The sequence below is a fragment of the Streptomyces clavuligerus genome (assembly GCF_005519465.1).
GTDB classification, from domain to species: domain Bacteria; phylum Actinomycetota; class Actinomycetes; order Streptomycetales; family Streptomycetaceae; genus Streptomyces; species Streptomyces clavuligerus.
Window position 1 is genome coordinate 4048400 of sequence record NZ_CP027858.1, and the last position, 16632, is coordinate 4065031.

The following is a 16632-nucleotide window of genomic DNA, read 5'->3' on the forward strand; positions in this document are numbered from 1 at the left end:
GGTCTCCCGTGCCTCCGCGCCGACCCAGGGGAGCGTGGTGCTGGGGGCGGGACCTGAACGGGGGCGGGTGCGCCGAGCCCAGCCCCCGCCGTCCCCCGTTCACGGCGCCGTCGGCCCTCCGCGCACGGGCGTACCCGGATATCCCCGGGACGGTTCACCGCCCGGCCCGTGCCGGGTAGGAAGAAGCCAAGGTGGCGGGCTGCGCGGATGCCGGTGGCCGGTACGCACCGGCGGTCCGGAACAGGCATCGCGTGTCCTGGATGGCCGGGGTCCGACGGGCCTTCGGCGCGCGGGCGTTCCTCGCCCTGGCTCATACCGGGCACGCCTCCCGCCGTACCCAATGTCCGCTTTAGCAAACGGTGGTGACCTGCGGATCCACCCCCAAGGCGGCTCCCCCCACGCACACGGCCCGAGCCGGGCGGACGCTGATCGTCCGGCGCGGGCGGGGCGTGAGTCTCCCTTCGCTTCCCCGGGTCCCCTGCCCCGCGCGGGTGCCCGGCGGAGAACGACGGAAGGACCGGCCGTGGCCGTTCGCCGCACGTTTCCGCTCACCTCGTACCAGCGCGACATCTGGGCCGCCGCGTCCCGGACCCCCGACGACCCGCAGTACAACGTCGTCCTGGACGAGAGGATCGACGGCACCGTCGACACCGGGGCCCTGCGGACGGCACTGGCCCGGGTGCTGCGGCGGCGGGACACGTTCCGGCTGCGGTTCGGGGAGCGGGACGGCGTTCCGTACCAGTGGGTGGCCGAGGAGCCGGAGGCCGTGCCCGTCGAGTGGGTCGACCTGTCCGGCGCGGACGATCCGGCCGGGGCGTGGCGGGCGTGGCGGGAGCGTTCCTTCTGGCAGCCCTTCCGATTACTGGACGGGGGCCCGGCGGTCACCGCCGCCCTGGTGCGGGAGAGCCCGGCCGTGCTGCGGCTCCATGTGAAGGCGCACCACCTGACCGCCGACGGCTGGACGGCCAACGCGCTGAGCCACGAGATGTGGGACGGCTACGCCCGGCTCACCGAGGGGGGCGCCGCGCCCGAGGAGCCCGCGCCCTCCTGCCGGGACCTCGCGGAGCGCGACACCGCCTACCGCGCGTCCCCCCGGTACGAGCGCGACCGCGCCTTCCACCGCGCCGAGTTCGCCGGGGTCGCCCCCGCGCTCTTCCCCCGGGCCGCCGGGGCGACGACCGCCGGGGCCGCCCGCCGCAGTGGGCTGCACACGTTCACCGTCGACGCGTCCGTGGTGCGCGGCGTCCGCGCCCGCGGCAGCTCCCCGTTCGCGTTCCTCACCGCCGCCCTCGCCACCTGTCTCGCCCGGGTGCACCGCAGCGACGAGGTCGTCATCGGCGTCCCGTTCCTCAACCGGCCCTCCGCCGCCGAACGCGGCACCGCCGGGCACTGCGCCAACAGTCTGCCGGTGCGCGTCCCGGTGCCCGCGGACGCCTCGCTGCACACCCTCGCGGCGGGCGTCCGCGACCGCGTCGCCGCGCTCCGCGAACACGAGCGCTTCCCCCTCGGCGACATCCTGCGCGATCTGCCCGCCGACAGCTCGGGCGAACGCCGGCTCTACGACGTGACCCTGTCGTACCTGCGCTTCCCGCGCCCCGGTCCGCTGCCGGACGCCGAACGCGAGAGCCTGATCAGCGCGCCGCTGCACGCGCAGAGCGCCCTCACGGTCGGGATCACCTCCTACGACGACGACTCCGAGCTGCGGATCGACCTCTACTACGCGCCGGACGTCTTCGACGCGGACCTGCCCATCGAGGCCGTCGCGGGCCATCTGGCCACGCTGATCCGGGCGGGCGCCGCGCAACCGGAACGGGCGGCGGTGACGCTGCCGCTGATGAGCGCGGACGAGGAGGCCCGAACGGTCCGCGCGGGGCAGGGCCCGGACGTCCCCTACCGCGACGACACCACCCTGCACGCCCTGATCGAGGAGCAGGCGGCCCGCACCCCCGGCCGCACCGCCGTCACCGCCGCCGACGGCTCCGCGCTCACCTTCGCGGAACTCGACGTCCGCGCCAACCGGATCGCCCACGCCCTGCGCGCCCGCGGCACCGGCCCCGGCGACCGGGTCGCGGTCCTCCTGGAACGGGGGCCGCACACCCTGCCCGCGCTGCTCGGCGTCCTCAAGTCCGGCGCCGCCTACGTCCCCGTCGACCCCGGCCACCCCGCCGACCGGATCGCCTTCCTCCTCGCCGACAGCCGCGCCCGCGCCGTCCTCACCGGCCCCGGCACCGAGGCGCCGCCCGACATCCCGGACGGCGTCCCCGTCCTGCGCGCCGACCTGCTCGCCGCCGACGCCTCCGGGGGCACCGACCGGCCCGTGCCTCCGGCCGCCGGGCCGCGCGACCTCGCGTACGTCATCTACACCTCCGGCTCCACCGGCCGCCCCAAGGGCGCCCTGGTCGAACACCACTCCGTCGTCAACCGGCTCGCCTGGATGCAGCGGCACTGCCCCATCGGTGCCGCCGACACCCTGCTCCAGAAGACACCCGTCTCGTTCGACGTGTCCGTCTGGGAGCTGTTCTGGTGGGGTGTCGAGGGCGCCGGGCTGGCCCTGCTGCCGCCCGGCGGCGAACGCGACCCGCGCACCATCCTGCGGGCCGTCGCCGAACACGGCGTCTCCGTGCTGCACTTCGTCCCGTCCATGCTCGGCCCCTTCCTCGACCTCCTGGAGGAGCGGCCCGAGCTGGGTGCCGAGGCGGCGACCCTGCGGCAGGTCTTCTGTAGCGGCGAGGCGCTGCCCCCGGCGCGCGTCGAGCAGTTCGCCCGCGTCCTCGGCACCCCGGCCGCCCCCGGCGGCACCGCGCCCCGGCTCACCAATCTGTACGGGCCGACGGAGGCCACTGTCGACGTCTCCTACCACGACTGCCCGACCGTCCCCGGGCAGCCGGTCCGCCGCGTCCCCATCGGCCGCCCCGTCGCCAACACCGGCCTGTACGTCCTCGACCCCCACGGCAGACCGCAGCCCACCGGCCTCCCCGGCGAGCTGTGCATCGGCGGTGTGCAGGTGGCGCGCGGCTATCTGGAGCGGCCCGGGCTGACCGCCGAGAAATTCACCGGCGACCCCTTCCGCCCCGGCGGCCGGATGTACCGCACCGGCGACCTCGCGCGCTTCCTCGCGGACGGGTCGGTCGAGTATCTGGGCCGCATCGACGGCCAGGTGAAGATCCGCGGCAACCGGGTCGAGCCGGGCGAGGTGCAGAATGCCCTCGCCGCCCTGCCCGGCGTCCGGGACGCCCTCGTCGTCGACCACCACGGCGGCGACGGCGGCGTCCGCCTCGCGGGCTACTACGTCGCCGACGCCGTCATCGATCCGCTGCGGCTGCGGACGGAACTCTCCCGCAGCCTCCCCGAGTACATGATCCCGGCGTACTTCGTCCGCATCGACGCGGTGCCGCTCACCCCCAACGGCAAGGCCGACCGGCGCGCCCTGCCCGCCCCCGACCCGGCCGCCGCCCCGGGCCCCCGCCCGTACACCGCGCCCCGCGACACCACCGAGGAGGCGCTGGCCGCCGTCTGGGCCACCGTCCTCGGCACGGAGCGGGTCGGCGTCCACGACGACTACTTCGCCCTCGGCGGCGACTCGATCCTCATGCTCCGCATCCGCGCCCTGGCCGCGCGGCGCGGATTCCGCTTCGGGGTGAGCGACCTGGTCCGCAACCCCACGGTCGCCGCGCTCGCACCGCTCACCGAAGCCATCGGCGACGAGGCGGAACAAGGAGCGGAGCTGGGGCCTTTCGCCCTGGTCTCCAGCGTGGACCGGGCCCGGCTCGAAGGCCGTGAGGACGCCTTCCCGGTCAGCCGCCTCCAGCTCGGCCTGCTCTACCACAGCGTCGTGGAACAGGGCTCAGCCGTCTACCGGGACGTCTTCCGCTACAGCTTTCTCCTGCCCTGGGACGAGCAGCAGTTCACCGCCGCGTTCGACCGGCTCACCGCCCGGCACCCGGCGCTGCGCTCCTCGTTCGACCTCGGCGGCTGCTCCGAACCGCTCCAGATCGTGCACCCGGAGGTGGAACGCTCCCTCTCCGTCGTGGATCTGCGGTCCGCGACCGTGCCGGAGGCGGAGACCCGGATCGCCGCCCACATCGAGGAGCGCCGCTTCTTCCCCTACGCCTTCGAACAGGCCCCGCTGTACCACCTGCGGGTCCATCTGCTGCCCGGGAGCGCGGAGCTGGTGCTCAGCTTCCACCACGCCATCCTCGACGGCGGCAGCGTCGCCACCCTCGTCCAGGAACTCCTCCAGGACTACACGCACCTGCTCGGCGAGGACGTCCCCGCCGTGTCCGACGCCGCCCCCGTCCGGGCCGCGCACCACATCCTGGCCGAACGGGAGGCGCTGCGCTCCGCCGAGGCCAAGGAGTACTGGGGCCGCCGCCTGGACGGGGCGCCGCTCGTGCAGCCCACCGGCTTCCGTCCGCACGAGACGCCGGGGAGCGACCAGCAGATCACCCGCCGGGTCGACCTCCCGGCCGATCTCGTCACCGCCGTACGGGAGTTCTCCCGCGTCCACACCCTGCCGGTGAAGTCGGTGCTGTTCGCGGCGCACGTGCTCACCCTGCGGCTGTTCTCCGGGAGCGCCGACGTGGTCACCGGTCTGGTGACGCACGGCCGCCCGGACCGGGCCGGGGCCGAGCGGATGACGGGACTCTTCCTCAACACCCTGCCGATCCGGGTCGACACCGCGACCGGTACGGACGGAGGCGGGGGGAGCTGGCTCGCGGTGGTCCGCGAGGCGTTCCGGCAGGAGCAGGAGAGCCACCCGTACCGCCGCTACCCGCTCAGCGCCATCCAGGAGGAGTCGGGCCGCACCGTCCTGGACAGTGCCTTCAACTACATCCACTTCCGGCAGCTCACCGAGGTGTACGCGCTGCCCGGCATCCGGGTGCTGTCCTTCCGCACCTGGGAGGAGACCAACTTCGCGCTGCTGGTGAACGCCGTCACCGACCCCGGCGACCAGAGCATCTGGCTGCGCATGGACCACGCGGCGCGCACCTTCACCCCGGCCCAGGCCGAGCTGTACGGGGACACCTTCCTGCGGGTCCTGCGCCGGACCGTCGAACACCCCGGGGAGGCGGTGGACTTCTCCTTCCTCGCCCCGGAGCCGCGGCGGCGGCCGGGGGCGGGGGCCGCAGCCGACGCGCCGGACGTCGTCACGGCCTTCGCCGCGCAGGCCGCGCGCACCCCGCGCGCCACCGCCCTCGTCCACGGCGACCGGCGGTGGAGCTACACGGAACTGGACCGGGCCGCCGACCGGGCCGCCCGGCGGCTGCGGGCCCTGGGCGCGGGCCCCGGCAGCCGGGTCGGCGTCTGTCTGGACCGCGCGCCGGAGACGATCGCCGTCCTCCTCGGGGCGCTGCGGGCCGGGGCGGCCACGGTGCCGCTGGACATCTCGTACCCCTGCGAACGGATCGCCGCGATGATCGGGCAGGCGCGCCCGGTCACGGTGGTCACCCGGTCGGCACAGGACACCTGCGTCCCCGGCGGCACCGACCGGATCACGGTCGCCGAACTCCTCGACGGCGGCGGCTCCGGCGGCTCCGACAGCGGCTCCGGCGGCGGTGGCGGCGGTGCGCCCGACGGCGCCGGGGTGTCCGACGGTGCCGGGGAGCTGCCCGGGGCCGACCCGGACGGCGTCGCCTACCTCCTCTTCACCTCCGGCTCCACCGGCGTCCCCAAGGGCGTCGAGATGCCCCACCGCTCCCTGGCGGGCCTCGTCGCCTGGCAGAACGCCGTCCCCAGCGGTGTCGTCGGCGGTGTCACCCTCCAGTACGCCCCGCTCAGCTTCGACGTCTCGTTCCAGGAGATCTTCTCCACGCTGTGCGGCGGCGGCACCCTGCTCCTCGTCCCCGAGGCCGAGCGCCGCGACCCGCCCGCCCTGCTGCGGCTGCTGGACCGCGCCCGCGTGGAACGGCTGTACCTCCCGTACGTCGCCCTCCAGCAGCTCGCCGAGACCGCGCAGGCGCTCGGCACCGTCCCCCGCCATCTGCGGGCGGTGCTCTCCTCCGGGGAGCAGCTCCGGGTGACGGACGAGATCCGGGCGCTCTGCGCGGCGCTGCCGGGGGTGCTCCTGGAGAACCAGTACGGGCCCACCGAGTCCCATGTCGTCACCCGGTACACGATGAGCGGCGACCCGGACGCGTTCCCGGCGCTGCCGCCGATCGGCACCCCGGTCGACGGGGCGGAGGTGCTCGTCCTGGACGGCCGGATGCGGCCGGTGCCGGACGGGGTCACGGGCGAGCTGTATCTGGGCGGGAGCTGCCTCGCCCACGGCTACGCGGGCCGCCCCGACCTCACCGAGGAACGGTTCGTCCCGCGCCCCTCGGGAGTACCGGGGGAGCGGCTGTACCGCACCGGCGACCTCGGCTTCCGGCTGCCGGACGGCTCGGTGGTCTGCTCGGGCCGGGTGGACTCCCAGGTCAAGGTGCGCGGCTTCCGGGTGGAACCGGCCGAGGTGGAGATCGCGATCACCCGGTTCGCGGCCGACCACCCGGGGCTCACGGAGGCGGCGGTCGTCGCCCGCGGCCGGGAGGGCAACGACTCCTTCCTCGCCGCCTTCCTCGTCGGCGACCCGGACCGGGCGGACCTGGACCTCCTCGCCAAGCAGCTCCGTTCCGTGCTCCCCGGGCACCTGGTGCCGTCCCACTTCCAGTGGGTGGACGCGCTGCCGCTCACCCCGAGCGGCAAACGGGACGACAGGGCGCTCGGCGGACTGCCGCTGGTGTCCGCCCGGGACCGGGCCTCCTCCGGCGCGCAGGCCGCGCCCCGGGACGCCTATGAGCGGGCCCTCGCGGAGATCCTGGGCGAGCTGCTGGGACTGCCCTCCGTGGGCGTCCACGACAACATCTTCGGCCTCGGCGCCACCTCGCTGACCGCGATGCGGCTGGTGGTCCTGATCGAGCAGCGGTACGGGGTCGGGGTGCCGCTGTCGGAGTTCGTGGCCGCGCCCACGGTCGCCGCGCTGGCCGCGCGGCTGCGGGGCGGCGACGCGGTCCGGGGCTTCGATCCGCTGGTGCCGATGCGCCCCGGCGACGGGGCCGCCGACGGACGGACGCCGCTGTTCCTCGTCCACCCGATGGGCGGGAACGTGCTCTGCTATGTGCGGTTCGCGGCACATCTGCCGCCGGGGCGGCCGTTCTACGCGCTCCAGGCCGCCGGGGTCGACGCGGGCACCGAGCCCCGCCGCACGCTGGAGGCCATCGCCGCGGGCTATCTGGAACGTGTCCGCCAGGTGCAGCCCGAGGGCCCGTATCTGATCGGCGGCTGGTCCTTCGGCGGCTTCGTCGCCTTCGAGATGGCCCGGCAGCTCCGCGCGGCGGGCCAGGAGGTGGAGCGGCTGATCCTGCTGGACACCACCGCCCTCAACCCGGGCGACCGCCCCGAAACCGACGACGAGGCCCTGCTCGGCTGGTTCTTCTGGGAGCTGCTGTGGCTCCAGCGCGGCGGCGCCTCGCCCCAGGAGGCGCTGCCGCCGGAACTGACCACGCTGGAGGAGAAGTTCGACTTCATCGCCCGGCTCGCGATCGACGAGGGCGTCCTGCCCGAGGGCGCCACCGGCGCGGTGGTGCACCGGCTGTTCCAGGTGTACGAGGCGAACTGGCGGGCCGCCGCCGGGTACCGGCCCGGGGTCGTGGACCAGGACATGACGCTGCTGCGCGCGAGCGAGCCGCTGCCCGCCGTCCTCGACACCATGCACACCGCGGCGCGCTCCCTGCACCGCGACCCGGCCAACGGCTGGCGGGGGCACACCAGCGGGGAGCTGACCGTGGTCGAGGTACCGGGCGACCATCTGACGATCATGGAGGAGCCGCAGGTCGCGGCCGTCGCCCGGGTCGTCACCGAACTGATCGGGGAGTGAGATGAGCAGGCGCAGGGCCCTTGTCGTCGGAGCGGGCATCGGCGGGCTGACCGCCGCCGCCGCGCTGCGGGACGCGGGCTGGGACGTGCGGGTCCACGAGCGGGCGGGGCGGCTGCGGGCCGCCGGGTCGGGGCTCTCGGTGATGAGCAACGCGATCGCCGCCCTGTCCGCCGGGGGGCTCGACCTCCGGCTGGAGGAGCGCGGCGAGGTGCTGCGCTCGTACCATGTACGGACCCCGAAGGGCAGGCCCATCCGGGAGTTCCCGTTCCCGGAGATCACCGGCAGGCTGGGGGTGCCGAGTGTGCTGATCACCCGTTCCGCCCTCCAGGAGGCGCTGCTGGAGGCGGCGGACGGGATTCCGATCACGCTGGGCGCCACCGCGGAGGACTTCACCGAGGACGAGGCGACGGGGCGGGTCACCGTCCGCTTCGACGACGGGACCGAGGCCACCGGCGACGTCCTCATCGGCGCCGACGGCTTCAACTCGGCGGTCCGGCGGCGGCTCGTGGGCCCCGAGGAGTCGCGGGACAGCGGCTATGTCTGCTGGCTGGCCCTCACCCCGTACAGCCACCCCGGCTTCCCGCCCGGGTCCGTCATCCACTACTGGGGCAGCGGCAAGCGCTTCGGCCTCGTCGACATGGGCGGCGGACTGCTCTACTGGTGGGGCACGCAGAACATGCCCACGCGGCTCTCCCACGGCTGGCAGGGGACCAAGGCGGATGTGGCGCGCGCCTTCGCGGGGTGGGCCGACGAGGTCCGGCACGCCATCGACGTCACCGACGAGTCCGCCCTGCTCGCGGTGCCCTCCCGGGACCGCGCCTTCCTGGACCGCTGGGGCCGCGGCCCCGTCACCCTCCTCGGCGACGCCGCCCACCCCATGCTCACCAGCCTCGGCCAGGGCTCGGGCCTCGCCATCGAGGACGCGGTGGTCCTCGCCCAGCATCTGCGCGGCGCCGACGACATCCCCGCCGCCCTCCGCGCCTACGAGGACGAACGCCGCGAGCGCACCCGGGCCATGGTCGCCGCCTCCCGTGCGCTGAGCGACTTCGAACAGGCCGAGAACCCGATCCGCCGCCCCCTGCGCGACGCCTACTTCCGCCTGGTCCCCCGGCGCAGGCTCACCGCCCTGCTGGAGAGCGGGCTGACCTTTCCCCCGGCCCCCCACGGGGCGATCCTGCCCCGGGACATCCACACCGTGTGACCCCGTGGGCGGGTGACGGGTCAGGTGGCGGGAGAACGCCGACGGCGGCAGTCCGGCGCTGGGTGCGCGGGCTGCCGCCGTGGGGTGGTGTGCTGTGGGTCAGCGGACGTCAGTTGACGTCGATGAAGTCGCCCGCGGTGGTGACCGGCTTGGTGGTGGAGGTGCCGGCGAAGCTGTAGCGGTAGTAGCCGTCGGCGGTGGCCTTGACGGTGGTCTTGAGCTTGCCGACGCTGTCGGTGGTGACCGTCTTGACGGTGGTGTAGGTCTTGGCGTCCTTGGCGCGGTACTGGAGCTTGACCGGCTGGGCGGAGTAGCCCGTGTAGCGGTTGACGTCCCAGTTGGCGCGGGTGAGGGCGCCGGTGACGGTGAGGTTCGCGTTCTTCTTCACCGGCTCCGGGGCGGCGTCCACGGTCAGCCGGGAGTCACGCTGGATGCTGGTGCTCCCATAGCGGAACCTCACCTCGCCGTCGCCGTCCTTGCCCTCGGCGTAGATGGCCACCCGCCAGCCGCCGCCCGCCAGGTCGTTGGTGTGGTCCCACGGGTCGAACGTGAAGTTCGCCTTGCAGGTGCCGGTGGTGCCCTTGTTGGTGCAGGACGCCTTCTCACCGTCGGAGAGGATGAGGGCCTCGGCGGCGTACGGGTCGGTGCCGCGCCACAGCCAGACGTCGCCCGCGGCGATGCCGCGGTTGTCCTTCGCGGTGAAGGTCACGGTGACCTTCTTCGTGTCGGTCGCGTGCAGGACGATCGGCTTGCCGCCGTTGACGCTGACGCTGGTGATGCGGGTGTCGCCGTCACGCACGTCGTCCGACTTGGCCTTCGACGCGTACCCCTTGCCGGACAGGGCGGGGAGAGCCGGCACGCTGTCGGCGGCGGTGGCCACGGGGGCGGCGAGAGCGGTGGCGGCCAGGGCGCCGGTCACCACGGCGACGGAAACACGGAAGCGCATGCAAGTCCTTGTGTGGGCAGGGGGGCTCCGCAACGCGTGGGTGCACGCGTCTGTGAGAACCCCGAAAGTCCGATAAGTCTATTGACTCACCGGTTCAGACCTGCAAGAGGGTCCCATGGTTGTACGCCCCGGGACACTTCTTTTCGGGGAGTGCGCGGGCCCGTCGGCAGGGGGGAACGCCGACGGCGGCAGTCCGGCGCTGGGTGCGCGGGCTGCCGCCGTGGGGTGGTGTGCTGTGGGTCAGCGGACGTCGATGTAGTCGCCCGCGGTGGTGACCGGCTTGGTGGTGGAGGTGCCGGCGAAGCTGTAGCGGTAGTAGCCGTCGGCGGTGGCCTTGACGGTGGTCTTGAGCTTGCCGACGTTGTCGGTCGTCACCGTCTTGACGGTGGTGTAGGTCTTGGCGTCCTTGGCGCGGTACTGGAGCTTGACCGGCTGGGCGGAGTAGCCCGTATACGTGCCGGTGTCCCAGTTGGCGCGGGTGAGGGCGCCGGTGACGGTCAGGTTGGTGTTCTTGGTGACCGGCTCCGGGGCGGCGTCCACGGTCAGCCGGGAGTCACGCTGGATGCTGGTGGTCGTGACGGCGTACTTGGCGGCGGCGGTGTTGTCCTTGGACAGCGCGGCCACGAGGAGCTTCCAGCCGCCGCCCGCGGCGGTGTTGTACTCCAGCTCCGGGTCGAGGGTCATCGTCAGCTTGCAGGTGCCCGTCGTGCCCTTGTTGGAGCAGGCGACATCCTCCTGGTCGGTGAAGAAGATTCCCTGGGGGTTGTCGAAGTCGGTGCCGCGCCAGAGCTGCGCGTAGCCCCGGGCGATGCCCTTGTTGTCCTTCGCGGTGATGACGATGTCGACTTTCTTCTCACCGTGGGTGCCGAGGACGATCGGCTTGCCGCCGTTGATGGAGGCGCTGAGGATGCGGGTGTCGCCCTGGGCGACGTCACGGGCCTTGCCCTGGGCGGCGTACTTCTTCAGGTCCGCGCGGAAGGCCGACTTGTCGTCGGCGTGCGCGGCGGCGGGCACGGCGAGCGCCGTGGCGGCGAGGGCGCCGGTCAGCACGGCCGCGGAAACACGGAAGCGCATATGAGTCCGTTCGCAAGGGGCTCCGAGACGCGGTGAGTGCACGCGTCTCCAGGAACCCGAGTTCGGGTGAGTCTGCTGACTCATTCACTCCAGACTCGCGACCGATGACCATGGTTGCGCTGAACATGAATATTTCTCGGTAATAGTCCGGGCATGCTCGGGCATTGACTTTCAGCCACCGCCGCCGCTCGCCGCCGCCGCTCGCCGCCGCGACGGCCACCGCAGCGGTCACCGCAGCGGTCACCGCGGCCGTCGTCACGGCGGTCGTCACGGCGGTCGCCGTGGTCGCTCCCGCCGCGCGGAAGCCGTCGTTCAGACGCCGTCGGCGCGTTCCCGGACGTCCACCAGCGTGCCGCCCGCGTACGTGATCAGCGCCTTCGGTTCGAGCGGGAAGACGGTGTGGGGGGTGCCCGCAGCCGCCCACACCACCGGGTGGTTCAACAGGCCCCGGTCGGCGAGGACCCGGGTCCGGGTGACATGGCCGAAGGGCGGCACGCCCCCGATGGCGTACCCGGTGGTGCTCCGCACCAGGGCGGCGTCCGCGCGGGTGACGGCGCCCGCGCCCAGTTCGGCGCGGACCCGTTCCACGTCCACCCGGGACGAGCCGTCCATCAGCACCAGCACCGGGACGCCGTCCGCCGCGAAGACCAGCGACTTGACGATCTCGCTGATGTCGCAGCCGAGGGCCGCTGCGGCCTCGGCCGCGGTACGGGTCGCGTCCGGGAAGCGGCGCACGGGGACCTCCAGGCCCAGCGCGCGCAGCGCCTCGGCGAAACGCGGGTGGGCGCCGGAGTCCTGAAGGGCGTCCGAACCCTGCGGGGCCGGGTCCTGCGGGGCAACGGGGTTCTGGGATGCGGGAGTTTCGGAAGTGTCAGGGTTGCTCATGCCCGGCCACGCTAGCGGTAGCCGCGCGGACCGGGCGACGAGGATGCGCGATCTCCGTCCCCGCCGGAACTCGCGCGGTCCGCGTCCCCGCCGGAGCCCGCGCGGTCCGCGAGCGCGCTCCCGGACCGGTCACCGCGGCCGGCGGCAGCCGTGCGGACCGGGTGCCGCCGGGGGGCCGGTACCCGGGCCGGACCCCGGCGCACGGCCGTCCGGCCCGCCCTCAGCGGGCGTTGAGGAGTTCGGTGACCACCGGTCCCGCGGCCTCACCGCCCCGGCCGCCCGCCTGGACGACCGCCGCCACGGCCAGATCGTCCGCGTACGCCGTGAACCAGCTGTTGGACTTCTGCCCGTTGACCTCGGCGGAGCCGGTCTTCGCGCCCTTGTCGCCGGAGACGTCCCCCATCACGACGGCCCCGCTGCCCTCCACGGCGGTGGCCCTCATCATCTCCCGCAGCGCGGCGGCGATCGGCGCGGGCAGCGGCTCGGCCGTCGCCAGCTTCCGGCCGTCGAGGTCCGCGGGGACCAGCACCGGCTGCTTGAACGCGCCGTTCTTCGCGGTGGCGCTGATGGACGCCACGTTCAGCGCGTTCATCGTGATCCGGCCCTGGCCCATGTACGAGGCCGCCGTCTCGGTCCCGGCGGACACCGGCACATCGCCGTCGAAGCTCGGGACGCCCGTCTTCCAGTCGAGCCCGATGCCGAAGTACTTCTTCGCCGTGGCGCCCAGCGCCGAGCCCGACTCGGCGCCCAGCTCCGGTATGGCCTTGATGAACGTCGTGTTGCAGGAACGGGCGAACGCCTGCCGGAAGGTGGGGTCGGTCAGCCCGAACTTCTCCAGGTTCTGGAAGGTGGCGCCGTCCCACTGGACCGTCGGCGGGCACTCCACCTTCGCGCCGGGACCGTCCACGATCCCCCGGTCGAGCAGCATCGCCGCGCTCACGATCTTCATCGTGGACCCGGGCGCCTGCTTGCCCAGCATGGCCGCGTTGAAGCCGTGCGCCGGGTTGTTGGCGACCGCCTGGATCTCGCCCGTGCTCGGCTTGATGGCCACCGCCGCCGCCTGCTCGTGCTTCTTCACGGCCCGTTCGGCCGCCGCCTGCACCTCGGCGTCCAGGGTGGTCCTCAGCGTCCCCGGCGTCCCCTTGCCCAGCGTGAGCAGGGTGCGGTCGGCGGTCTCCCCGCTGCCGGTGACGACCAGCTCCACGCCGGGCGTGCCGCCCGCCTCCTTGCCGTACTTCTGCCGCAGGACGTCCAGGAGCGGACCGAGGGACGGGTAGGTCTCCCGGCTCAGCTCGCGCCCCTCGCGGTCCAGGGCCTTGATCGGCGGGGCGGCCGACACCTCCGTCCGCAGCCGGGAGTGCGGCTTCAGCTCGGGGTGGACCACGGCGGGCTTCCAGTCGACCAGCGGCCGTCCGGTGGACTCGCCCCGGACGACGGTGAGCCGCGAGGTGTACGTCCAGGGCTTGCTGACGCCCTCGTGGGTCACGGTCGCCTTCACCGTGAACGGGACGGTGGCGCCGGTCGGCGTCCCCGGGGTGATCTCGGCCCGGGACACCCGGGCGTCCTTGCGGTACCCGTTGAGCAGCGGTTCCGCCTCCACCGGCCGATTGGTCAGCCGGGCCGCCTCACCGCCGCGTCCGCCCGCCCAGGCGGTGAGGAAGTCCCCGGCGGCCTGATCGATCTCCTCGGTGCTCAGCGGCCCGGTCTTTCTGGTCTCCCCGGACGCCCCGGCGAACACGGTGTACCCCCCGTAGCCCACACCTCCGGCGACGATCAGAAACACCCCGCCGGCCACGGCGACCTTCGCTCCGCTGCGCACTTGCTTGCCATCCCTCCTCGGCGTCCGACCCGCCCGGCCCGTCTGCCCCCGTATCCGTGCAGGTCACGTTCATGCAGGTCATACGCGCTGAACCCTAAGGGACTCGGTTGAGGGCGTCATGGACCCGGGACCTCCTTGTTACGGACCCGGGACGGTCGTCATGGAAGGCATACACGCGGGGTCACGGAGGGTGCGCACCGGCGCGTCTGACCGGCCGTCATCCCGAACCATCGGAATATGGTCATATGGCTAAAACTATGATGAAGAGTGAGTGGCACGGGTTTGTCTCCGAGGGCACGCGCACGGCGAAGCTCTCGACCGTACGGGCCGACGGCAGTCCGCACGTCGCCCCGGTCTGGTTTCTGCTCGACGGGGACGAGGTGGTGTTCAACACCGGTGCCGGGACGGTCAAGGGCCGCAATCTGGCCCGGGACAGCAGGGTCGCGATCTGCGTGGACGACGAGCAGCCGCCGTTCGGCTTCGTCCTGCTCCACGGCCAGGCCGAGCTGAGCGACGACCCGGAACAGGCCCTGCACTGGGCGACCCGGATCGCCGCCCGCTACATGGGGGAGGAGCAGGCCGAGGAGTTCGGCCGCCGCAACGGCACCCCCGGGGAGCTGACCGTCAGGGTCCGGGTCAGCAAGGCCGTGGCGCTCAGCAACCTCACCGACTGACCATCCGCCGACGGGCCGTCCCACGGCCCGGCCCGGGGCCGGACCCGTGGGACAGGCCGGGCTAGGGAGTGTCGTCGAAATAGCGTCGTCTGTCCGGAGGACGGGCGGTGCGGCGCATGGTGCGTGCAGATGCAAGGCGGAGGAGGGAGTCCATGCGGAGCATCGGCGACTGACGACAACGCAGCAGATGTGCGTGCAAGGCGTCGCGACGCAGACGGGATTTTGACGACACGACCTAGACCCAGGTGTCCAGCCACATCCGGTCGCGCCACTCCTCCATCGGGATCGGCGCACCCGTGTACAGCGGATGGAAGTAGATGAAGTTCCAGACGATCAGCAGCACCAGCACCCCCGCGCCGACCGCCCCGACCGCGCGCCGCCGTTCGTCCGAACCCGGCGGCCCCAGCATCGCCCCGATCATCATCGCCACCGCCAGACACAGGAACGGCACGAAGACGACCGCGTAGAACAGGAAGATCGTCCGCTCCTGGTACAGGAACCACGGCAGCCAGCCCGCCGCGATCCCGCACAGCACCGCGCCCGCCCGCCAGTCGCGGCGGAAGAACCAGCGCCACAGCAGATAGGCGATCGCGAAGCACGCCGCCCACCACAGCAGCGGGGTCCCCAGCGCCAGCACCTCGCTCGCGCACTTCTCCTTGGCGCCCGCGGGACAGCCGTCCGTGCCCGGCGCCGGGTCCTCGTAGAAGTACGAGACGGGACGGCCGAGGACGATCCAGCTCCACGGGTTCGACTCATAGGTGTGCCCGGACTTCAGATTCACATGGAAGCTGTAGACCTCGGACTCGTAGTGCCAGAAGCTGCGCAGCGCCGCCGGGACCCAGTCCATCCCGAACTGCGGCAGCTCGATCCGGCCCAGCAGGGGCAGCGTGAGATGGTCGGGGGAGAGCCCGGAGCGGTGGTCCGCCCAGTCCCGGAAGTAGCCGCCCTTCGTGGCGAACCACCCCGACCAGGTGGCCAGATAGGTCACGAGCGCGACCGGCACCGTCGAGACGAACGCGGGCAGCAGATCCCGGCGCAGCACCGCACGGTACGGGCGGTGCGCGCCCGCCGTGCGCCGGGCGCCCGCGTCCCACAGGACCGCCATCACACAGAAGGCGGCCATCACATAGAGCCCGTTCCACTTGGTCCCCGCGGCCAGGCCCAGCATCACCCCGGCGGTGATCCGCCAGGGCCGCCAGCCGAAGCGGAAGGACTCGGCGAGCCGTGCGTCCGGCCGCAGCACCCCACTGCCGTCCTCGGGGAGCGCGGCGGCGAGCCGCGCCCGGGACCAGTCCCGGTCGAGCAGCAGCGCGCCGAAGGCGGCCAGCACGAAGAACATCAGCACCAGGTCGAGCAGGGCGGTCCGGCTCATGACGAAGTGGAGCCCGTCCACGGCGAGCAGCAGCCCCGCCAGACAGCCCAGGAAGGTCGAGCGGAAGAGCCGCCGCCCGATCCGGCAGAGCATCAGCACGGAGAGGGTGCCGAGCACCGCGACCATGAAGCGCCAGCCGAAGGGCGTGAAGTCGAACATCTTCTCGCCGAGGCCGATCACCCACTTGCCGACCGGCGGATGCACCACATAGCCGGGGTCGGTGGGGACGGCGACGGCCGAGGGATCGCCGAGGATCTTCCGGTCGACGTCCTTGGGCCAGTGGCCCTCGTACCCCTGGTTGACGAGCGCCCACGCGTCCTTCGCGTAGTACGTCTCGTCGAATATCACCGCGTCGGGCCTGCCGAGGTTCCAGAACCGCAGCAGGCCCGCGATCAGCGCGACGAGCAGGGGGCCCAGCCAGGCGGAGGCCCGGACGACGGCGTCCGCGGCGCCGGGGCCGAGTCCGAAGACCGGCCACAGCCGGTCGGAGGGCCGGGTGAAGGGCGGGACCAGGCGTTCGCGCAGCCCGATCACGGACGGGGGGACATAGCCGTAACGGCGCAGCCGCTGCTGTCGGCCCGGGGGCCGCTGGTCGGCATCTCCGCCCTGGAGGGTCTGTGGCGCGGTACTGGTCACCGCGCCATGGTAGGGAACGTCCGTGTGCGCGGTGCGCCGCCGTGGCACGGGCCCGGCTGAGCGGGGGCGGGTCCCCTGGGAGAATGGGGCGCGTGACCACTGCGCATGCCTCCGCCGACCCCGCCGGGTCCGTTTCCGACAGCTCCGCCCCGGACGCCTCCCCCGTGTACGGG

At 73.2% G+C, this 16632-nt stretch carries 8 protein-coding genes; 3 read left to right on the forward strand and 5 right to left on the reverse strand.

Features of this window, described 5'->3' with window-relative positions:
• Positions 1-523: 523 nt before the first annotated feature.
• On the forward strand, positions 524-7852 hold the full coding sequence (locus tag CRV15_RS17060) for an amino acid adenylation domain-containing protein (RefSeq protein WP_003953783.1): 7329 nt from the start codon (positions 524-526) through the stop codon (positions 7850-7852).
• 1 nt (position 7853) lies between these two features.
• Entirely contained in the window at positions 7854-9053 is a 1200-nt protein-coding gene (locus CRV15_RS17065; protein ID WP_003960768.1) for an FAD-dependent oxidoreductase, read from the forward strand.
• Between the two features lie 109 nt (positions 9054-9162).
• Here CRV15_RS17065 and CRV15_RS17070 read toward each other — a convergent pair whose 3' ends face one another.
• From CRV15_RS17070 to CRV15_RS17085, 4 genes are all read right to left on the reverse strand, one after another.
• Positions 9163-9999 (reverse strand): hypothetical protein, encoded by an 837-nt coding sequence (locus CRV15_RS17070; RefSeq protein ID WP_009996440.1) that lies wholly within the window; start codon positions 9997-9999, stop codon positions 9163-9165.
• A gap of 240 nt (positions 10000-10239) precedes the next feature.
• Complete coding sequence (locus CRV15_RS17075; protein WP_009996438.1) at positions 10240-11073, reverse strand: hypothetical protein; 834 nt, start codon at positions 11071-11073, stop codon at positions 10240-10242.
• Positions 11074-11385: 312 nt separating this feature from the next.
• The gene (locus tag CRV15_RS17080) at positions 11386-11958 is read right to left on the reverse strand and encodes a YbaK/EbsC family protein (RefSeq protein WP_003953779.1); all 573 of its coding nucleotides are present in this window, start codon (positions 11956-11958) and stop codon (positions 11386-11388) included.
• 220 nt (positions 11959-12178) lie between these two features.
• Complete coding sequence (locus CRV15_RS17085) at positions 12179-13777, reverse strand: penicillin-binding transpeptidase domain-containing protein (protein ID WP_003953778.1); 1599 nt, start codon at positions 13775-13777, stop codon at positions 12179-12181.
• A gap of 245 nt (positions 13778-14022) precedes the next feature.
• Between CRV15_RS17085 and CRV15_RS17090 the strand changes: the two genes are divergently transcribed.
• Positions 14023-14451, forward strand: a complete 429-nt coding sequence (locus CRV15_RS17090) for a PPOX class F420-dependent oxidoreductase (protein ID WP_003953777.1) — start codon at positions 14023-14025, stop codon at positions 14449-14451.
• A gap of 235 nt (positions 14452-14686) precedes the next feature.
• Here the strand turns inward: CRV15_RS17090 and CRV15_RS17100 are convergent, their stop codons facing one another.
• The gene (locus CRV15_RS17100) at positions 14687-16459 is read right to left on the reverse strand and encodes a dolichyl-phosphate-mannose--protein mannosyltransferase (RefSeq protein ID WP_003953776.1); all 1773 of its coding nucleotides are present in this window, start codon (positions 16457-16459) and stop codon (positions 14687-14689) included.
• Between the last annotated feature and the right edge of the window lie 173 nt (positions 16460-16632).